The sequence below is a fragment of the Ferdinandcohnia jepli genome, assembly GCF_047246645.1.
GTDB lineage: Bacteria > Bacillota > Bacilli > Bacillales > Bacillaceae_L > Ferdinandcohnia.
Window position 1 is genome coordinate 37,052 of record NZ_JBFOKR010000004.1, and the last position, 16,087, is coordinate 53,138.

The window sequence follows — 16,087 nt, forward strand, 5'->3', positions numbered from 1 at the left end:
AAGTAATATTTGTATAAGTTTTTTTCTTATTTAAAGCCCCAATGTTTTAGGGTCATTTTTCAAAAATTAAAGTGTAGATCTTCGAATCAATTTATAGGGAGGTATTTTAGTGACTCAAGTTTGGAGAATAAATATAAAAACAGCTTCCCAACCGGATATAGATCCAAGAGAATTCGCGATACAAAACGGCTATATAGGTGTTGGTTGGGCGGTAGATGGTGAATGTTATGATTGGGAAACATATATGAACCTAGCAAATGGTACATATGGTAAAAAAGGGTACAAGGGTTGGTGGCCAGCAATCAATGCTGTGAAAAATAAAATGAAGGTCAATGATTTATGTTGGACCAGAGATAACAAGGGAGTCTATTATCTTGGAAGAATCAAAAGTGACTGGTTGTATCAAAATAGTAAACCATTTAAAGAGGCTGATTTAGTCAATACGAGGGAGTGTCAATGGATCAAGATCGGTACTGTGGATTCCATACCAGGTAAGATAGTAAATAGCTTTATACCATCTAGGACTGTACAACGTATATCAGACGCAACTATCTTAGAGTTTTCGAAATACCTGTTTAACAAGAATGCTGAGGAATTTCACTATCCTTTAGAGTCTGCGGAGAGAGACATTTATTCCTTACTTTCATCGGATGATTGTGAAGACATTGTCGGTATTTATCTTCAATATAAGTTTAACTACATGTTTATCCCGAGCACCTGCAAGAGTGATACGATGTTTTACGAGTATGTACTTCTCCATAAGGAAACACAAAAGCCTGCAACAGTTCAGGTGAAAAACGGAAATGTACCACTTTATATAGAAAAGTATAGAAACGAAAATCGTGATGAAGTGTTTTTATTTACATCAAAAGGTCCATATATCGGTGAAGAACAAGAGTATATTCATTGTCTCGATCCGGTAGAGATAAGAGAGTTTATAGTATCCCATCGTAATTTGTTACCGAAAAAGGTACAAGTCTGGATCGATTATTTAAATGAACACACTGATCCAATGGCGTTGACTTTCAGTTAGTTTATAGGGGAGCGAGGTATTTATTATGAGTAAGATGTGCCCGAATTGTAATGTGCAACTCGTCGAAAGCTATTGGGACACGGTTGAAGAGCAAGAAGATGGGAGTTTCATCTTAGATAGCTTTGAGGCATTTGTCTGTATGAATAGATGTGGGTATTTTGAGAGATTGATATAAAGACGGGAAGGGACACGGGAGTAAGAGACCACCAGTATATAGGCAGTTTGCCGAATAAATAGATTTAATGCCGGAAAACTGGAATTATTGTCGGATTATTATTGATTATTGTCGGAAATCCCTGCAAACTACCGGATTATTGTTTTTATTGCCGAATTAGCATATTTTCATACAAATAGGACACCAAAAATCCATACTTATTGCTTATCCCCACCAGGAGGCAGGCACAAACATCCTAATCGTGCATAAAGATGAGAAGTGGCTGTAATAAAAAGTGAGAAAAGGTGGGGCCCTATTGAAGAAGTTACTTGGAATACTCAGTGTGCTTTTTGTTCTGTTAGTCGGTTGTTCAGATCCTGTCCAAGAAGAGTTCCTAACTTATATCAATGATGATATGTCAGCGTTAGCTGAACTTGAAATGCAAGCTGTTTCCGCATATGACAGTGTAACTGGTGCGAATTATACTGATGACTATACTGTCTATATGGCGCTAACTGAAGAAATTGTACCTCAGTATCTATTATTTATTGATGGACTAGAAGCAATAAAGCCTGAATCTGAAGAAATACGTTCTTTGCATGAACAGTATATTGAGGCTGCGAATATTCAACATGGTGCATTTACGAAACTTATCTTTGCTATAGAAAACCAAGACGCAGGCGAAATTAATGAAGTAAATGAGATGCTCGCAACAGCACGTAAAATGATGAGGGACTATGAATATGAAATTAATAAGCTTGCTGAAGAATATGATGTTGAAATTACAAAAATAACTGATAACAACTTGTAAATATGGGGACGGTTCTTTTGTTCCCAACGAATCTTTAGCTTAAAAGAGCCATCCATTTCAGGAAAAGGCTCTTTTTCCACTTGCGAAAACTAAATTCAGAAAAAAATGCCTAATAAAGGGAATCTACTTTATAATAAGAATTACCTATTAATAAGGAGTACTAGAGCATGTTATTTCTTGGTGGCAATAATTTTGATAAAGGCATGATGCTGAAGGTTCAGCGAAGAATAAACTCAGATAAGGATATTAAGAAACTGATTAAGGCGGGGAAAAGTCGAAAAAAGTTCTTTTTCTATTTATCTATCTTTCTGCTGTTTACGATTTTAAAAAATGTATTAGATGTCATGGGGAAGTTAAAGGACTTTGAACCAATGGAGCCAGCTCTGAATTGGGCATTGCTTGTGTCTGTTATTTTAATCATTTGGGAACTGGCGAATATTAAACATACCATTCAGGCTATTACAAAGGAGATTTTCAATCTATTGTCTTATTATAGATACGCCTGGTCAGAAAAGGCGCCAAAACATCCAGCTGATTTATGGTATACATTAGGAGCTAATCCTTCAGATTCACAAATTCTTTTACCTGCAGCTAAATTAACGAATCATAATGCTTCCTTTGTTTACACGGGACAGCCCTATTTCCAAATAAAAGCTGTGGATACTATCACGCTTCAGTGGAATGGAACATGGCGAGAATACATAAAAATAAGAAGGTTGTACCGTCGTTTCTTTAAAGAGTACGCGATTCAAACGTTAACAAGTCACGCAGAAGATGCGCAATATGCGTTGGAACAACGGACATTGAAGGTAAGCCATTCTGTATTTGGTATCTTGTTTGTTAGCAGCTTTTTCAAAACATTGCTAGGAGAAAAGTGGTTTGGAAACGAAAATCTACAGGTCTCTTTTAATAAACAACTACCTGATCATGATCGAAAAATGGCAACTGAGTTGTTGAAGCTTTGTTCTTCACCGGCTTCGCTCGCTTTTTCGGCAGAAGGAAAAATGGAAGTGGTGGACATTGAGTACCTTGATGGAGTTGGCAAAAGGAGTTTTCGTTGGTTTCGGGATTTCAGAAATAAGAAACTGCGCCTTCCGGTGAAACGATTTATTGCTCTGCCGGTCGATGATTCAATTTTACAGAAAGAAACGGTACTTTCTCTTGGAGGTGCTGAACAGAATCTTGCACTCGTGTATTTTGTAAACCGTGCCCGTTGGGAGAACTCTGCTTGTACAATTGGAATTGCAGAAAATGCATTTGACGATTATCGGATGACAAAGTTTCAAGTCGGTACAGAGAGCCTCGTATATGGGATTAAAAAGGAGCTTGTTGGTCGTGAAGTCGAAGATAAAAATCGTGCAAGTGCGGAAGTGTTTTCGTTCTCGGTCGGTGCTATTCACGTCATATCGGTCTATGGCTATAGCGCACCAATGACGAAAATTGCAGCGCTGAAACTACTTAAAAACATTGTTGAGAACAACAAACAGGAGCTACCCTGGTATGCAACAGAAATAAGAGGAATCTTAACCTATGAGCTTCCGTACCAAGGGAGTGCGTTTTTTACTTCGGAAGAGATAAAAGAATGGGACACATTAGATGTTGTCAACAGCGGGGACTGGTCTTTCCTAGACAGACACCCACTTGAAGTAAGATGATTGGAGGAAGAACAATGGTTTGGAAGGTACTTACAAGTACATTAGAAAAATTTGGTCGGTTTAAAATCGTAAAAGAACAAGTAAAGTTACCAGACGATAAAGAGATTACTTTCTCATACATAGATTTTGCAAAAGGTGTATGTGTGCTGCCAATCACGGATGATGGCCATGTACTTTGTTTGCGACAGTATCGCCATGCCGTGAACAGCTGGCAATGGGAAATTCCTGCAGGGATGATTGACGTGGAGGACGCATCTCCATTAGATACAGCGAAGCGGGAACTGGAAGAGGAAACCGGTTATCTTGCACAAACCTGGACTTCATTAGGAAGCTTCCATCCATCAGCTGGATCTACTAGTGAAGAAATCTTTCTGTTTGCAGCGAGCGATTTAGTAGAATCCAAGCAAGCATTAGAAAGTAGCGAGCAAATTGATGTTCATAAAGTAAGTATCGAGGAACTATTGGATTTAGTAGCCAAAGGTGAATTTCAGCATGGTGGAGGATTGGCTGCTGTATTGAGGTATTTGGTGAAGAGTGGGAAGTTTAGGTAGTGGTTGTGGGTTAGAGGGACATATTCCTCTGACCTATTTTTTATGGTGTTGGACAGGGTATACTGTCATTAAGTTCGTTAGACTTCAGCCAGCATATTCCCTACTACTAAAATGAATAATAATAAATTCTCCGGTGAAAAATAAATAGTGATATCAACTTTTGTGAAAGCAAAAATAGGAAAAAAGCGGCAAAGACAACACCTGAAAATTAGTGTAAGATGAGTTTTGATTCATTTAATAATCTAGTAGAATAGAAGGTAATTTATGAAAAAATTAGTTTATATTACTATTTTAGCACTAAGTATACTGGGGTTTTCTTCAACTGTTTTTGCAACTACTGCACAAGAGAATACAAATCAAGGGAGTTTGCCCCTATTAGAGTTTCCAGTGATTAGTGATATCCATATATGTAGTAAAATGCAACCATTATGGAATGGAACTTCATGTGATGAAAGTCAAAGTGCTAAGTTCAAAAATGCTTTACTTGATCTCAAAGGAATCTCCCCAAGATATCAAGCCATTGCAACAGTAGGGGATATAACAAACCAGGGACTTGACGTTCAATATGAAGAATTCATGTCCATTCTTACCAACAGAAACTATACACCCTTAGGTATTGAAAAAATAATTACAATGGGTAATCATGAGTTCTTTGAACCTTTATATTGGCCTAATCCTGACTTAACAGATGACACACTGGTAGACCGGTTTATAAAAAATACTGGTGTTCCAAATGTGTATTATGATAAATGGATAAAGGATTATCATTTTATTGTTTTAGGCAACGAGAGTCTTGGTCCTAATAATTCGCCTATTTTTTCAGAGGATCAATATCATTGGTTGGAAGATACGTTACCAATTAATGAAGACCCAAGTAAACCTATTTTTGTTTTTTTACATCAGCCTATTTCGGGAACAGTCTTTGGCAGCGATCTTTATGGCGGTGGCGTAGATAATAGATTGAAAGGTATATTGGAAAAATATCCTCAAGTGATATTATTTTCAGGGCACAGTCATTACCTATTAAATCATCCACGAACAGTCTATCAGGATGGCTTTACAATGGTTAATACTGGTGCACTTCAATATATGTACTATGATGGTGGATATGTGGATGGTTCACAAGGACTGTTAGTTAATGTATATCAAGATAAGGTAATGATAAAAGCAAGGGATTTTACGAAACGCACTTGGATTGGCGAATACGAGATTAAGGTGCCTTTTGAAAAAACGCATGTTGATCAAGAGCCTCCAAGGTTTAATTCAGATGCTACTTATACAGTTACGACTACTTCAACAACTGCTACTTTGGAATTAAGTAAGGCAATTGATAACTCCCTTGTTGAGAGATATGATATTTTAGCAAATGGAGAAAAGATAGATTCAAAATATACCCAGTTCTGGAAAGACTCAGAATCTAGTAACATACCTATAAAACTTACTAATCTTGAACCTGATACGGAATACAGTGTTGAAGTAATAGCGGTAGATGGGTGGAAAAATGAATCTTTACCACTTAACGTTACCTTTAAAACTGAAAGATATAGTGGTTGGGTTAAAAGTGATGGTAGTTGGTATTATTATGACCCTGAAACAGGAGTGAAAAAAGTCGGCTGGGTTTTTGACGATAAGAACTGGTATTACTTGGACCAAGATGGCAAAATGCAGACTGGCTGGATTTCTGTTAATAATAAACGTTACTTTTTAGATTCAACTGGAGCTATGAAAACAGGTTGGATTCAAATTGACGGGAATTGGTTCTACCTGCATCAAGATGGGTGGATGCAAACAGGCTGGGTATTAGACGGTAGTAATTGGTACTATTTAAATGGCAATGGTATCATGCAGACAGGTTGGTTGCAACAAGGAACAGTTTGGTATTATCTGAGTAGTAATGGCGCTATGAAGACAGGTTGGTTAAAGGACGGCAGTACCTGGTATTACCTGAATAAAAAAGGCGAAATGCAAACCGGTTGGATCAAGGAAGGTAGCAATTGGTACTATTTGAATAAAACCGGAGCAATGCAGACGGGTTGGATTCAACTTGGGTCTGCCTGGTATTATTTAGACAATGTAGGAGTTATGAAAACAGGCTGGGTTTCTTTGAGTAAAGGCTGGTACTATATGAATGAGACTGGGGTTATGCAAACCGGTTGGGTTATACTAGACGGAGTTTGGTATTATTTCAATGACTCAGGCTTATGGGTTGGCTAAAAGTTTGTTTAGAAGGACTTATTGTCGAAAAAGGCATTTGGGAGATCTCGTATTCCCAAATGCCTTTACTTTTAGTAGTAATTAATTAGATTTACTTCTGTTATTAACTTTGTAAAAAGCCAGAGATAATCCGGTAACTAAAAAGAGTAGCCCGCCAATACTAGTAGTAATGATTGATAGTTCTTCTTTAAACAAGATACCACTAATACCCCAGATTAGTAAGAGTAACCAACCTACTATGTTTAGTTTACTAAGTTTCACAAGTATCGCCTCTATCTTTGATAGTATTGTAATCCTATTTCCGTTGTATAGTAAAGTTTTATATATTACTCTACTACTCCACCACAAACCCATTCTCTATATAATCATCCATTGCATACCCTAGATAAGAAATCGCAAGGTCTATTCTAGTTGCGTATTTTTCCTCGAATTCCCGTATATGATAGTCTCCGATACTACCGTTTGAATAACACAAAGCAGCTAGAATTTCTGCTGATTTTACATAGTACCCTAATGCGCGAGACATATCATCATGTGCATCATAATATGAAGGTGGGATTTTCCCTTCATATTTTATCATTTCCAAAGAATGGTTCTTGAGCGCTATACTTGTCATGACGTCAGCTAGTTCAAGGTAATCTTCCCCTGGATACCCATTAGCGATTACTTCATTGAAGTAAGAATTGATAGTATACAATTCGCTAAGTATTTCATTTATTTCTGCTTCATATGTAAGGGTGGCTTCATCTTTAGGAGTCGGTGCAGGAACAATGGGCTGTTCTTCTACAACTTCAATTTCAACATTGCTAACTTGCTCCTCTTCTACTTCTTGATATTCTTCTTGATATTCGGCAATCAAGTGAGTATCTATTAAACTAGCAACTGTATTACCAAGCTGGTCTAGAAGAGTAGTGCCATCGAACGTGTATGTACCACGATCTGTGATTATTTCGTTAGTAGTAATTTCTTCAACCCAACCCGAAATGTCATCTTGTGTCACTTGTAAACCTGTATCGGTTAGAACGTATAACTTCACTACTCCTATTCGGTATCCGCCATTAAAAGTAATTTCAAGTTTTCCATCGCTATTCAAGTCATGAACATAAAACGTAGTAGAGCCTTCATTGTATAAGTCTACTTGATACGTTTCTTCTCCTTTTTGAACTGAGAGTAAAATCTCACCTATGTAATCGTCACCTAAACTGCCACCACTTATTAGCAGTGTTTCTGGAATCATATCTCCATCCAAATCAATCGATTCATCTACATTAAAACTGCCATCTTCATTTGATTTAAATATTTTAATAGATGTTTCGGAAGTATCTTCTGGTAGGTCTTCAACGATTGGTTCTGCTATTTCGGCCTCTTTAGGTTCCGGGGCCTTTTCAACAGTCTCTTTGTTAGAGTAGGAAACCAAGATGACTAATATGGATAGTAAAGTAAATAGGAGTTTCTTCAACGTTGTTCCTCCGAACTATAGTATTTTGAATGGAAAGCTTACGTGTAGAAATGAAAAATAACCAAAAATAGTAAAATAATAGTAATATTTTACTATATAAAATGAATAAAGACACTTAAAATTTGTTGGCGTTCAGCTTTTTCTGTAGATGTAGAAGTGGCTAGTAGGTCAAGGACCTGTCCATGTAACTCAGTTTTTGATACTATTGTGGGGATAAGCATTTTTGGAATTTGAAAGGATGTTTTTTGTGACATTTTTAGATAAAGTGAAACCGTATGTAATTAGTGAAGATATATTGGTTCAGGAAACTGTGTTGCAGGCACTTCACGATTACCCGAGAGTGCCTGAAGAGTGGATAGTTGAATTATTGAAAGAAGCCTTCGCAAAGAGTGAGAAGCTACCTTCTATATTAATTTATCTTTCGAATCAGGAAATAAAGGAAGAAGCGCTACGTGTGATACTAGATCATATTCCTGCGATGGAGCAAGACAGCCTCCATTTAGCTCTACGATTATTAGACAATGTGGAACCGGATCTTGCTATTACGTATAGAAAACACCTAGAGCAGTATATTCCAGAAGAAACATGGGAATTGTACGAACTTATCGTAAACGGAACAGAAGAAGATGTTTATATGGAATATGGCCAAGTTTTAAACGATATCGAGAATGCTGAAAGCTTCAGGCAAGACCTTTATATAAGAGGGAAAAAGCTGGCTGCGTGTCTTGTAAAGAATGGCTGGATAAATGAGCGTGAAATCGATATTATTTTAGCTGAAGAGCTGGAATCAGATTGGTTCTCCATTAATGGGATTTTTCATGTTTATATGATTGGTTTACTGAAACATGAAAAATATATTCCTTTGTTAGTTGGCTTGTTGGGACGCGAGGAAGATACTTTGTTAGAAGAGGTTGCGGAGGCATTAATTCAATTTCAGTCGGATGAGGTTGTTAGGGCGGTTGTCCCTTATTTGCAAAATCCTGAAACGATGATTTTTGCTGCCTCTGTTGTAGAGAACATCAAAACAGACCTTGCTGTGGAAGTGCTGATCGAGGCATATCAGGTAACGGAAGAATTAGAAGACCAGGAGCTTTTAATTGAAGCACTTTGCCATCATTTTTCGAAAAAGGCGTTACCGACTATAAGTGCTCACATGGAAAATGAGTATACAACCTCGCTCGTTGACCTTGAAATGACTGCATACAGTACCTACATGATTTTAGGTGAGAAACATCCAGAGTTGATGTTGTGGAAACAAGAAACATTAAACAGAGAATTAGATTACAGAAATGAAACCCAGCAGGGGCAGCCTAACAATGTACCTACCCTGAACACAAATAAAGTGGGCAGAAATGACCCATGTCCATGTGGAAGTGGGAAGAAATATAAGAAGTGTTGTGGGAAATAAAAAACATAAAAGAAATAAGTGGTTTTAAAAAACAGAGTAATTCGCTTATGAATTTACTCTGTTTTGTTTAGGGATTTATTACCATATATAGAAACCTATGATAAACTTATGATAACTAGTTGTAGTTTTTGCAATTAGAATAGTAGGGTTGAATAATACAATAACTGAAACGGAGTATTGTTAAATGGACAAAAAAAGGATATTACAAATAGTGTTGGGTTGTTCCCTACTAGTTGGGGGTTTATTTTTCAAACTATTAACGACAACAACCTATGAAGAACTTCTTGCAACGTTAATCGAGGAAGATGAGAAAGTAGAACAGGTAGAAGTTCACACGAAACTTGGGCTTATAAAGAAAACTGCTTCTGCTACAATAAGCGACCCTGTAATGATAGATAAGTTAATAGATGCACAGATAAAACTTAGGAAGGAAATAACTGTATACAACAATCCACCAATATTAGATAATGTTTTACTTATCAAAACGAATAAAGATACATACGAAATAGGCTTTGATGAGGAGAGCATGACGATCAATAATAAGCGCTACTTTACAGAAACAGCAATGGATCTTTATATGAATATATTAATTGAAGACTTTAGTTGGGAAATATCTCAATAAACACCTTTTATTCTATGTTCCCTTGTCTTACCAAGCCGTTATTCGTGTTCTAAAATCATTCTCATCTGATATGTACTCAATATTAGTAAAGCCTGCTTCTAAAGCATTCTGATACAGAGTTTTTCGTATTATTGCATTCTTACAGTAGATTGCAGTATAAATACTATCAATAATAATTATTATGATTTCGCATTCGCTTTGTATAAATTCTTCATACGTTTCAATCGATGAGATATTTCCAGTTGGATACGCCTGCAAGTCAGCAAAAATGGTATAGTAGTTTTTCGATTCTATTAATGATTTTAGTTCAGTGCCGCTTATTTCACGGTTATATCCTTTAAACAAATCACTGTGGTCATCTGTGTCCTCAATGATTTCTCCATCACCTATCCGCCAACTGTAATTTGTAATATCGATACCATTACATATTTTGTGTAGATAGTTCCCCCACTCATTTGGAATTAAAAAACTGATTCCCCGTATCACAACGAATCCCCCTTTTAAAACTAATCTAATAAGATCCTTCTTCTCTGTGATTCCTCAGTGTAGCAAGTGAGAACAGGTCAGATAACTGTTCGATGACTAGTTCTTTATTGTTAATAATTTTCTCGGTTTCTTCTCCGTACTCGTGATTTAATAAATAAACAGGGGGATTATTTCCTTCATAAATATTAATTGCATATGAATCACCTATCCGACTTTCAACTCCAATACATAGATACCCTCTATCAAATACCGCACATCCAGGTATTGCATGCTTGTTTTCAACGATCATTTCTTCTGGATCGAGTAAGTCAATTAGAAGCTCATACTCCTCGTCATCACCTTCTACTGTATAAGGAATAAAAAGCTGGCTGCTGCAAATAGGGAAACTCGTCATTAATTGAATAAGCCAATCCGGAAGATTTTCACCTAGTTCTTTTTTAAGTAATGTTATCTCATCTTTCGTAGCAACTCTTGTTTTAAAATTTGATCTTTCAATAAGATTTTTCGCGGAATCTAGTAACACATTACTCTGCATATATACTCACCTATTTCCTTTTATTTCTATATTTTCTATAGTTCGATGCAAGCATCACATATTCCTTCAAAAATCGTGGTACTTTGCTATTGTTGTAATTAAAAACGCACAGTGATTCCATTGGAAATACTGTGCGTTGTTTCGTTGTGTTTTAGTAAGGGAAGGGCCACCTATTTGCTGTCCCACTACGCTTAGATATGAAATCTCTTTATTGATTCTTCAAGTTTTGATGCCAGGTTGTTGAGTGATGTTGTTAGTTCACTGATTGTTTCCATTGATTCGAGTTGTTTGTTTGTTGATTCACCCATGTTTTTAGAGTAGTTTGCTGTATTTTTTGAGAGTGCTGCAAATTCTTCGATCGATGCTGAAATTTCCTCTGATCCTGCAGACATTTCTTCTGTGACAGCAGATACTTCTTCGATTTCTCTTGTTACAAGGTCGACAGCTTCTAGAATAGAGATAAATTTATTCTGTGTATTGCTAACAGCTACCGTTCCTTTTTCAACCTCTTCCGTACCTTCTTGCATGTTTGTAACAGCTTGTTCAATTGTAAGTTTAAATTGTGTTAAGCGATCTTCGATAAGTTTTGCTGATTTATTTGATTCCTCAGCAAGTTTTCTAACCTCTTGGGAAACAACGGCAAATCCTCTACCATGCTCGCCTGCTCTAGCAGCTTCAATTGCAGCATTTAAGGCAAGTAGGTTTGTTTGATCCGCTACACTCGAAATCAGTCCTACAATTGTACCAATTTCTCCTGCTTGAGAGCCCAGGTTTTGAATAACCTTTGAGGATTCAAAGACGGTGTCTTTTATTTTATTTATTTGTTCATTGATTAACGTGATATCGTCAAAGCCTTCTTTTACCTGATTATTCATATTGCCAGATTGATAGCTAACATCATTTGATGCTTCTGCAATCCGTTGAATGCCAATTGCCATTTCTTCAATTGCTCTAACGGATTCTTCGCTTCTATTGATTTGTGTATCTGTTGCACCAGCAACTTCTTGAATACTAGTGCGTATTTCATCACTTGCTTCCGTTATTGACTGCATTTTGTTATTAATTTTATGTGTTGATTCAACTAATAATAGAGATGATTCTTTGATCTCATATATCATTTGAATGGTATTTTGTATCATGTGCTTGAATGACTCGGTTACTTCTTGAACCTCATCTTTTCCTTTTACTTTTATCTTCATTACTTCTTCTTGTGCAATTAGAAGATTACCCTTTGCGAATTGATCCGCTGCATGATTAATGGCTGGTAGTGCTTTTAGTTTCCTACTAACAAACCACGTTAAAAGACTAATAATAACTAAGATAACTACAGTATTTACAATAAGTGTACCTGGAAGCTCTGTACGAAGTACGGTTGCACTAATATCATTCACATTGGCAGCATCAATATCTACACCAAGGATACCGATCACCTTATCATTTTTCATAATCGGTACAAAAGCGGATAGATAATCTCCATACTCAGGATCATGAACGATTGGTGTACTTGTTGCTTCACCATTTAGGGTTTTTTCGATATCTTCGAAAGTTGTAGCAGTTGTTGGTGTGCCTATAGCGGAAGCTAGTTCAGAATCTTTTTCAAAACCATCTACCATTATCAAAACTTCTTCTTTATCTGCTTTTAATGTATAAACGTATAATGCACCAGTCTTTATACGGTAATCATTAAGCTGTTCCCTCAGGGCCCAATAGTTTTTCGTTTCTGTAGGATTATCCATGAACTCTTCGTATTTATCAGGATCAACCCCGTCGGCAATGTTCTGGGCTATATCAATACTAAAATTTGCAACTGATGAGACCACTGTATTTTGTGTGCTTTTATAAAGCATATATGTATTTCCTATTAGAACCACAAAAAAGCCTATTACTAAGGCAAGTGCTAGTTTACTACTAATCTTTTTCATAAATTTCCCCCTTTTATCCTAAATAGATTATAGAAATCAATGAGCCGTAAGTCATCCATCAAAAAATGGGAATAGCGTGATGTCTATGACTAATTTCTGACAATTAATATGAAAGTAATTTTAAAATCCTACTTTAGTCTGTAGTGATATCCTGTTTATTACAGACTTTTTTACCGTTTTTTCATTTATTGGAAAATGTGACGTGGAAATGAAGTATTATGTAATCGTTATGAGTTTTTTTATGGGAGGAGAGAACACGTATTGAAGCGGTTATTTATTAGTTTGGTTATTTTGATTATGATGCTCTCGGCTTGTTCTTCAAAAGAGGAGAGTCAGCCTGCACAAGTGAAACCAGAAGAACCTGAACAAGAAGAAATTAAAGAAACGTATACAGCTAAAGAAGCGAAGTATTTTGAGATAAAAGACATTGGCCGGGAGTTAACTGACATAGAGAAGGAGATGCTCCGTCAACCAGGGATTTTTAGTGGTAATCAATATGATGAAGGAAAAGTGAAAGAGGTGCTGGATGAATTACCAGCTGACCTCACAGAGGATCAATATATGGAGGAACTCCTCTATTTATTTGCCGAGGATTATCATAAGGAAATGGAAACTCTTCTTCATTTTGATCCAACAGTTGATGTTTCAATTGAGCGCCCAGATGAAAGTGTTGACTCGCCAATTTTAAAATCAGCTCACTACGCGATTTTGGTTGATGCCAGCGGGAGTATGGCGGCAAAGGTAGGAAGTAAAACGAGAATGGATGCTGCGAAGGAAGCGGTACTGGAATTTGCAGAGCAGGTTCCTGAAAATGCAACCATTTCACTGCGTGTTTACGGGCATGGAGGTTCAAACAAGGATGCTGATAAAGAACTATCATGTGGAAGCACGGAAGTTTTATATAATGATAGTTTTGAAAAGGCTGGATTCCAAGATGCATTGGGTAAGGTGAAGCCGGTTGGCTGGACGCCAATTGCTCTTGGTTTGCAATCTGTCAAAGAAGATATCCCTGAAAATGCAGGTGATGTAGTCGTATATGTTGTCAGTGATGGAATTGAAACTTGTAATGGAGATCCTGTTCAAGAAGCTAAAAATCTGGTTTCCGCAGATATTGAGACGGTGGTAAACATTATCGGGTTTGATGTAGATGACGATGGGCAGAGACTACTAAAGGAAGTAGCTGACGCAGGAAATGGAGAGTTTACATATGTAAATTCTGAGCGAGAACTGAAAGAATACATGAGAGAGCAATATGAAGAGATTCAGAAGAAATGGTACGAATGGAAAGAAGCTGGAAAAGAGCAAGCGTATAAACTAAAAGAAGAGAAAAAGGAATTAGCGTATAGCACAAAAGAGAGCATGAAAGAAAAAAGTGAGCGTGAGAAGGAGCGCATGAAGGAAGCACAGGACTACCTAAAGGAAAGGTTTGATGATTATGATCATCCAGTTTCCAAAATGTTTTCAAGAATTGTAGATTACGGGAATGCAAAATGGGGTTACGCGGTCGATGAAGGAAATCGCCTTTGGAGAGAAAGCGTAGATAGTGGAAATGCCGAATGGCGTGAGTATGTAGATGAAGGTAATGAAAAGATAAATGAGACGATTGATAAGAAGAATGGGAATTAGAAGGGACAGGGGACTGTCTCTTTTTTCATTTTTAATGGGATTGTCCGAATAAATTGGTTTATTGCCGAATTCCAGTTGTGTTTTTTCGGAAAAATACAGTTATTGTCGGAAAACCACAAATTAATGTCGGAAAAACAAGCTGGTTTGCCGGATTACTTCAAATAACACAGAGATTTGCCTGATTCCCAAACTTAGATAGACTAATAAAGGGTTTATACGTAAATTTTCAGATTGTACTTGTATAACTTCTTCATTTTTTGTCCATAACGAGACTATGAAACTAGTTTGGGCAAAGGGAAATTTATAAAAAGTAGCTTCGGAATTCGTTTAAAGGTAGGAGGAGAAACCGTGGAAGAAAAATATGAGGATGTTTTAATTAATAATTTACATGCAATGATAAACGATAGAAAGTTTGACCTTGAGAAATGTGAAAAGGAGTTAAGAAACTGGGACTATTCCAATGTTGTCCGAGAGGCATTACGCCATTATAAATTCCGACTAGAAGGAGAAGTAGACCGGTATAATAAGGAGTTATTTGAATTATTGAAGAAACAAAAGGGAATATCGTAAAAGTGCAGTGGGACAGGTTACCGTCCCACCTTGTTTATTTAGATGTACTAGTTTTATTCATAAACTTCAACATATCTGTTAGTAATGTACTAAATGTTGAGAGGTGATCTTGAATTCTACCAGGGAATTCTTTTTCGATGAATTCAATCGTGTCATTTGGAGTATGCCATACACCGCCGTGTTTTTCAGTTTGTGTATATCCATCCAAATCTCCAATTTCCCAGTTCGTTGCTTCTAGGTAACCGATTGGGATACCTTTCGCTTTGAATGGAGCATGATCGCTCCAATCTCCAGTTGTTCCTTCAGGGTACTCAGGATTGATACCTGGGTTCGTGTGGACATCTAGTTTTTTCTTCTTTACGATTTGAAGTGCTTGATCACGGATGAAGCCATCTGCTCCACCACTGCCGTACACATACATCTTGTCGCCAACAGCAAGACTATCTAAATTAATCATCCCCACTGTGCTTGCTACTTCATCATCAGTCATATTGTCAGCATAGTAATTAGAACCTCGTAATCCTACTTCTTCAGCTCCGAATGCGATAAAGACTATAGAATATGGTGTAGGAATCTTTTTTAATACCTCCGCTACTTCTAACATCACTCCAACACCTGAGGCGTTGTCATCTACTCCTTTTCCAGCAGAGACAGAATCATAATGAGCACCAACAATAATCTGTTCTTTAGATTTACCCGGTTTATATGCAATAACGTTTGAGGATGAATTAGTAGTACCTCTTCTTGTATAGGTGAACTCTTGAATTTCCGTTTGTAGCCCCATACGTTCGAATTGTCCTTGGATGTACTCTTCGGCCATTCTTTCATTTTGACTTCCTGCAGTTCTAGGGCCAATTTCGTAAGCTAAGTACTTCATATGTTCATACGCCATAGCACCATCCTTATGTGCCAACGAAGGGTGATATGTAACCTCGGCAGAAACGCCACCAACAAAACCAAGTAAACTTACCATTACAGCAATTACCACTAGAGCCAATTTACTCTTCATAAAAAAATACCCCTCCCAACTTACTATTTATT

General features: G+C 37.0%; 16 protein-coding genes. 10 read left to right on the plus strand and 6 right to left on the minus strand.

The window, feature by feature from the left end:
• Positions 1–109: 109 nt before the first annotated feature.
• The 6 genes from AB3M96_RS05280 (at position 110) to AB3M96_RS05305 (ending at position 6,418) form a co-directional block, all read left to right on the plus strand.
• Positions 110–1,033, plus strand: coding sequence for a hypothetical protein (locus AB3M96_RS05280; protein ID WP_412966536.1), 924 nt, complete (start codon positions 110–112; stop codon positions 1,031–1,033).
• A 25-nt stretch (positions 1,034–1,058) separates the two neighbouring features.
• A complete protein-coding gene (locus AB3M96_RS05285; protein WP_412966537.1) occupies positions 1,059–1,208 on the plus strand; it encodes a hypothetical protein in 150 nt (49 codons plus the stop codon).
• Positions 1,209–1,503: 295 nt separating this feature from the next.
• On the plus strand, positions 1,504–1,998 hold the full coding sequence (locus AB3M96_RS05290; RefSeq protein WP_412966538.1) for a hypothetical protein: 495 nt from the start codon (positions 1,504–1,506) through the stop codon (positions 1,996–1,998).
• A gap of 167 nt (positions 1,999–2,165) precedes the next feature.
• A complete protein-coding gene (locus tag AB3M96_RS05295; RefSeq protein WP_412966539.1) occupies positions 2,166–3,653 on the plus strand; it encodes a hypothetical protein in 1,488 nt (495 codons plus the stop codon).
• Between the two features lie 14 nt (positions 3,654–3,667).
• Positions 3,668–4,204: an NUDIX hydrolase gene (locus AB3M96_RS05300; RefSeq protein ID WP_412966540.1), complete on the plus strand. Its 537-nt coding sequence runs from the start codon at positions 3,668–3,670 to the stop codon at positions 4,202–4,204.
• Positions 4,205–4,468: 264 nt separating this feature from the next.
• Complete coding sequence (locus AB3M96_RS05305) at positions 4,469–6,418, plus strand: metallophosphoesterase (RefSeq protein ID WP_412966541.1); 1,950 nt, start codon at positions 4,469–4,471, stop codon at positions 6,416–6,418.
• Between the two features lie 81 nt (positions 6,419–6,499).
• Here AB3M96_RS05305 and AB3M96_RS05310 read toward each other — a convergent pair whose 3' ends face one another.
• A complete protein-coding gene (locus AB3M96_RS05310; protein WP_412966542.1) occupies positions 6,500–6,679 on the minus strand; it encodes a hypothetical protein in 180 nt (59 codons plus the stop codon).
• Positions 6,680–6,752: 73 nt separating this feature from the next.
• Positions 6,753–7,877, minus strand: a complete 1,125-nt coding sequence (locus tag AB3M96_RS05315; protein ID WP_412966543.1) for a hypothetical protein — start codon at positions 7,875–7,877, stop codon at positions 6,753–6,755.
• A gap of 238 nt (positions 7,878–8,115) precedes the next feature.
• Between AB3M96_RS05315 and AB3M96_RS05320 the strand changes: the two genes are divergently transcribed.
• A complete protein-coding gene (locus tag AB3M96_RS05320; RefSeq protein ID WP_412966706.1) occupies positions 8,116–9,285 on the plus strand; it encodes an SEC-C metal-binding domain-containing protein in 1,170 nt (389 codons plus the stop codon).
• Positions 9,286–9,469: 184 nt separating this feature from the next.
• Positions 9,470–9,907, plus strand: a complete 438-nt coding sequence (locus AB3M96_RS05325; protein WP_412966544.1) for a hypothetical protein — start codon at positions 9,470–9,472, stop codon at positions 9,905–9,907.
• Between the two features lie 27 nt (positions 9,908–9,934).
• On the opposite strand, the gene AB3M96_RS05330 is transcribed toward AB3M96_RS05325, so the two are convergent.
• The 3 genes from AB3M96_RS05330 to AB3M96_RS05340 form a co-directional block, all read right to left on the minus strand.
• Positions 9,935–10,393, minus strand: a complete 459-nt coding sequence (locus AB3M96_RS05330; protein WP_412966545.1) for a DUF2691 family protein — start codon at positions 10,391–10,393, stop codon at positions 9,935–9,937.
• Positions 10,394–10,418: 25 nt separating this feature from the next.
• Complete coding sequence (locus AB3M96_RS05335) at positions 10,419–10,928, minus strand: SMI1/KNR4 family protein (protein WP_412966546.1); 510 nt, start codon at positions 10,926–10,928, stop codon at positions 10,419–10,421.
• Between the two features lie 191 nt (positions 10,929–11,119).
• Positions 11,120–12,850, minus strand: a complete 1,731-nt coding sequence (locus AB3M96_RS05340; protein WP_412966547.1) for a methyl-accepting chemotaxis protein — start codon at positions 12,848–12,850, stop codon at positions 11,120–11,122.
• A 261-nt stretch (positions 12,851–13,111) separates the two neighbouring features.
• Here AB3M96_RS05340 and AB3M96_RS05345 point away from each other — a divergent pair, with 261 nt between their 5' ends.
• Together AB3M96_RS05345 and AB3M96_RS05350 are read left to right on the plus strand one after the other, a co-directional pair.
• Positions 13,112–14,476, plus strand: a complete 1,365-nt coding sequence (locus AB3M96_RS05345) for a VWA domain-containing protein (protein ID WP_412966548.1) — start codon at positions 13,112–13,114, stop codon at positions 14,474–14,476.
• 348 nt (positions 14,477–14,824) lie between these two features.
• Complete coding sequence (locus AB3M96_RS05350) at positions 14,825–15,046, plus strand: hypothetical protein (protein ID WP_412966549.1); 222 nt, start codon at positions 14,825–14,827, stop codon at positions 15,044–15,046.
• 34 nt (positions 15,047–15,080) lie between these two features.
• On the opposite strand, the gene AB3M96_RS05355 is transcribed toward AB3M96_RS05350, so the two are convergent.
• On the minus strand, positions 15,081–16,055 hold the full coding sequence (locus AB3M96_RS05355; protein ID WP_412966550.1) for a M20/M25/M40 family metallo-hydrolase: 975 nt from the start codon (positions 16,053–16,055) through the stop codon (positions 15,081–15,083).
• Between the last annotated feature and the right edge of the window lie 32 nt (positions 16,056–16,087).

What these genes read in the sequence shown, in the direction of transcription:
- AB3M96_RS05340 (WP_412966547.1), bottom strand. Translation starts at nt 12,850, where the DNA reads ATGAAAAAGATTAGTAGTAAACTAGCACTTGCCTTAGTAATAGGCTTT.
- AB3M96_RS05300 (WP_412966540.1), top strand. Translation starts at nt 3,668, where the DNA reads ATGGTTTGGAAGGTACTTACAAGTACATTAGAAAAATTTGGTCGGTTT.
- AB3M96_RS05325 (WP_412966544.1), top strand. Translation starts at nt 9,470, where the DNA reads ATGGACAAAAAAAGGATATTACAAATAGTGTTGGGTTGTTCCCTACTA.
- AB3M96_RS05295 (WP_412966539.1), top strand. Translation starts at nt 2,166, where the DNA reads ATGTTATTTCTTGGTGGCAATAATTTTGATAAAGGCATGATGCTGAAG.
- AB3M96_RS05285 (WP_412966537.1), top strand. Translation starts at nt 1,059, where the DNA reads ATGAGTAAGATGTGCCCGAATTGTAATGTGCAACTCGTCGAAAGCTAT.
- AB3M96_RS05320 (WP_412966706.1), top strand. Translation starts at nt 8,116, where the DNA reads ATGTTTTTTGTGACATTTTTAGATAAAGTGAAACCGTATGTAATTAGT.
- AB3M96_RS05305 (WP_412966541.1), top strand. Translation starts at nt 4,469, where the DNA reads ATGAAAAAATTAGTTTATATTACTATTTTAGCACTAAGTATACTGGGG.
- AB3M96_RS05355 (WP_412966550.1), bottom strand. Translation starts at nt 16,055, where the DNA reads ATGAAGAGTAAATTGGCTCTAGTGGTAATTGCTGTAATGGTAAGTTTA.
- AB3M96_RS05335 (WP_412966546.1), bottom strand. Translation starts at nt 10,928, where the DNA reads ATGCAGAGTAATGTGTTACTAGATTCCGCGAAAAATCTTATTGAAAGA.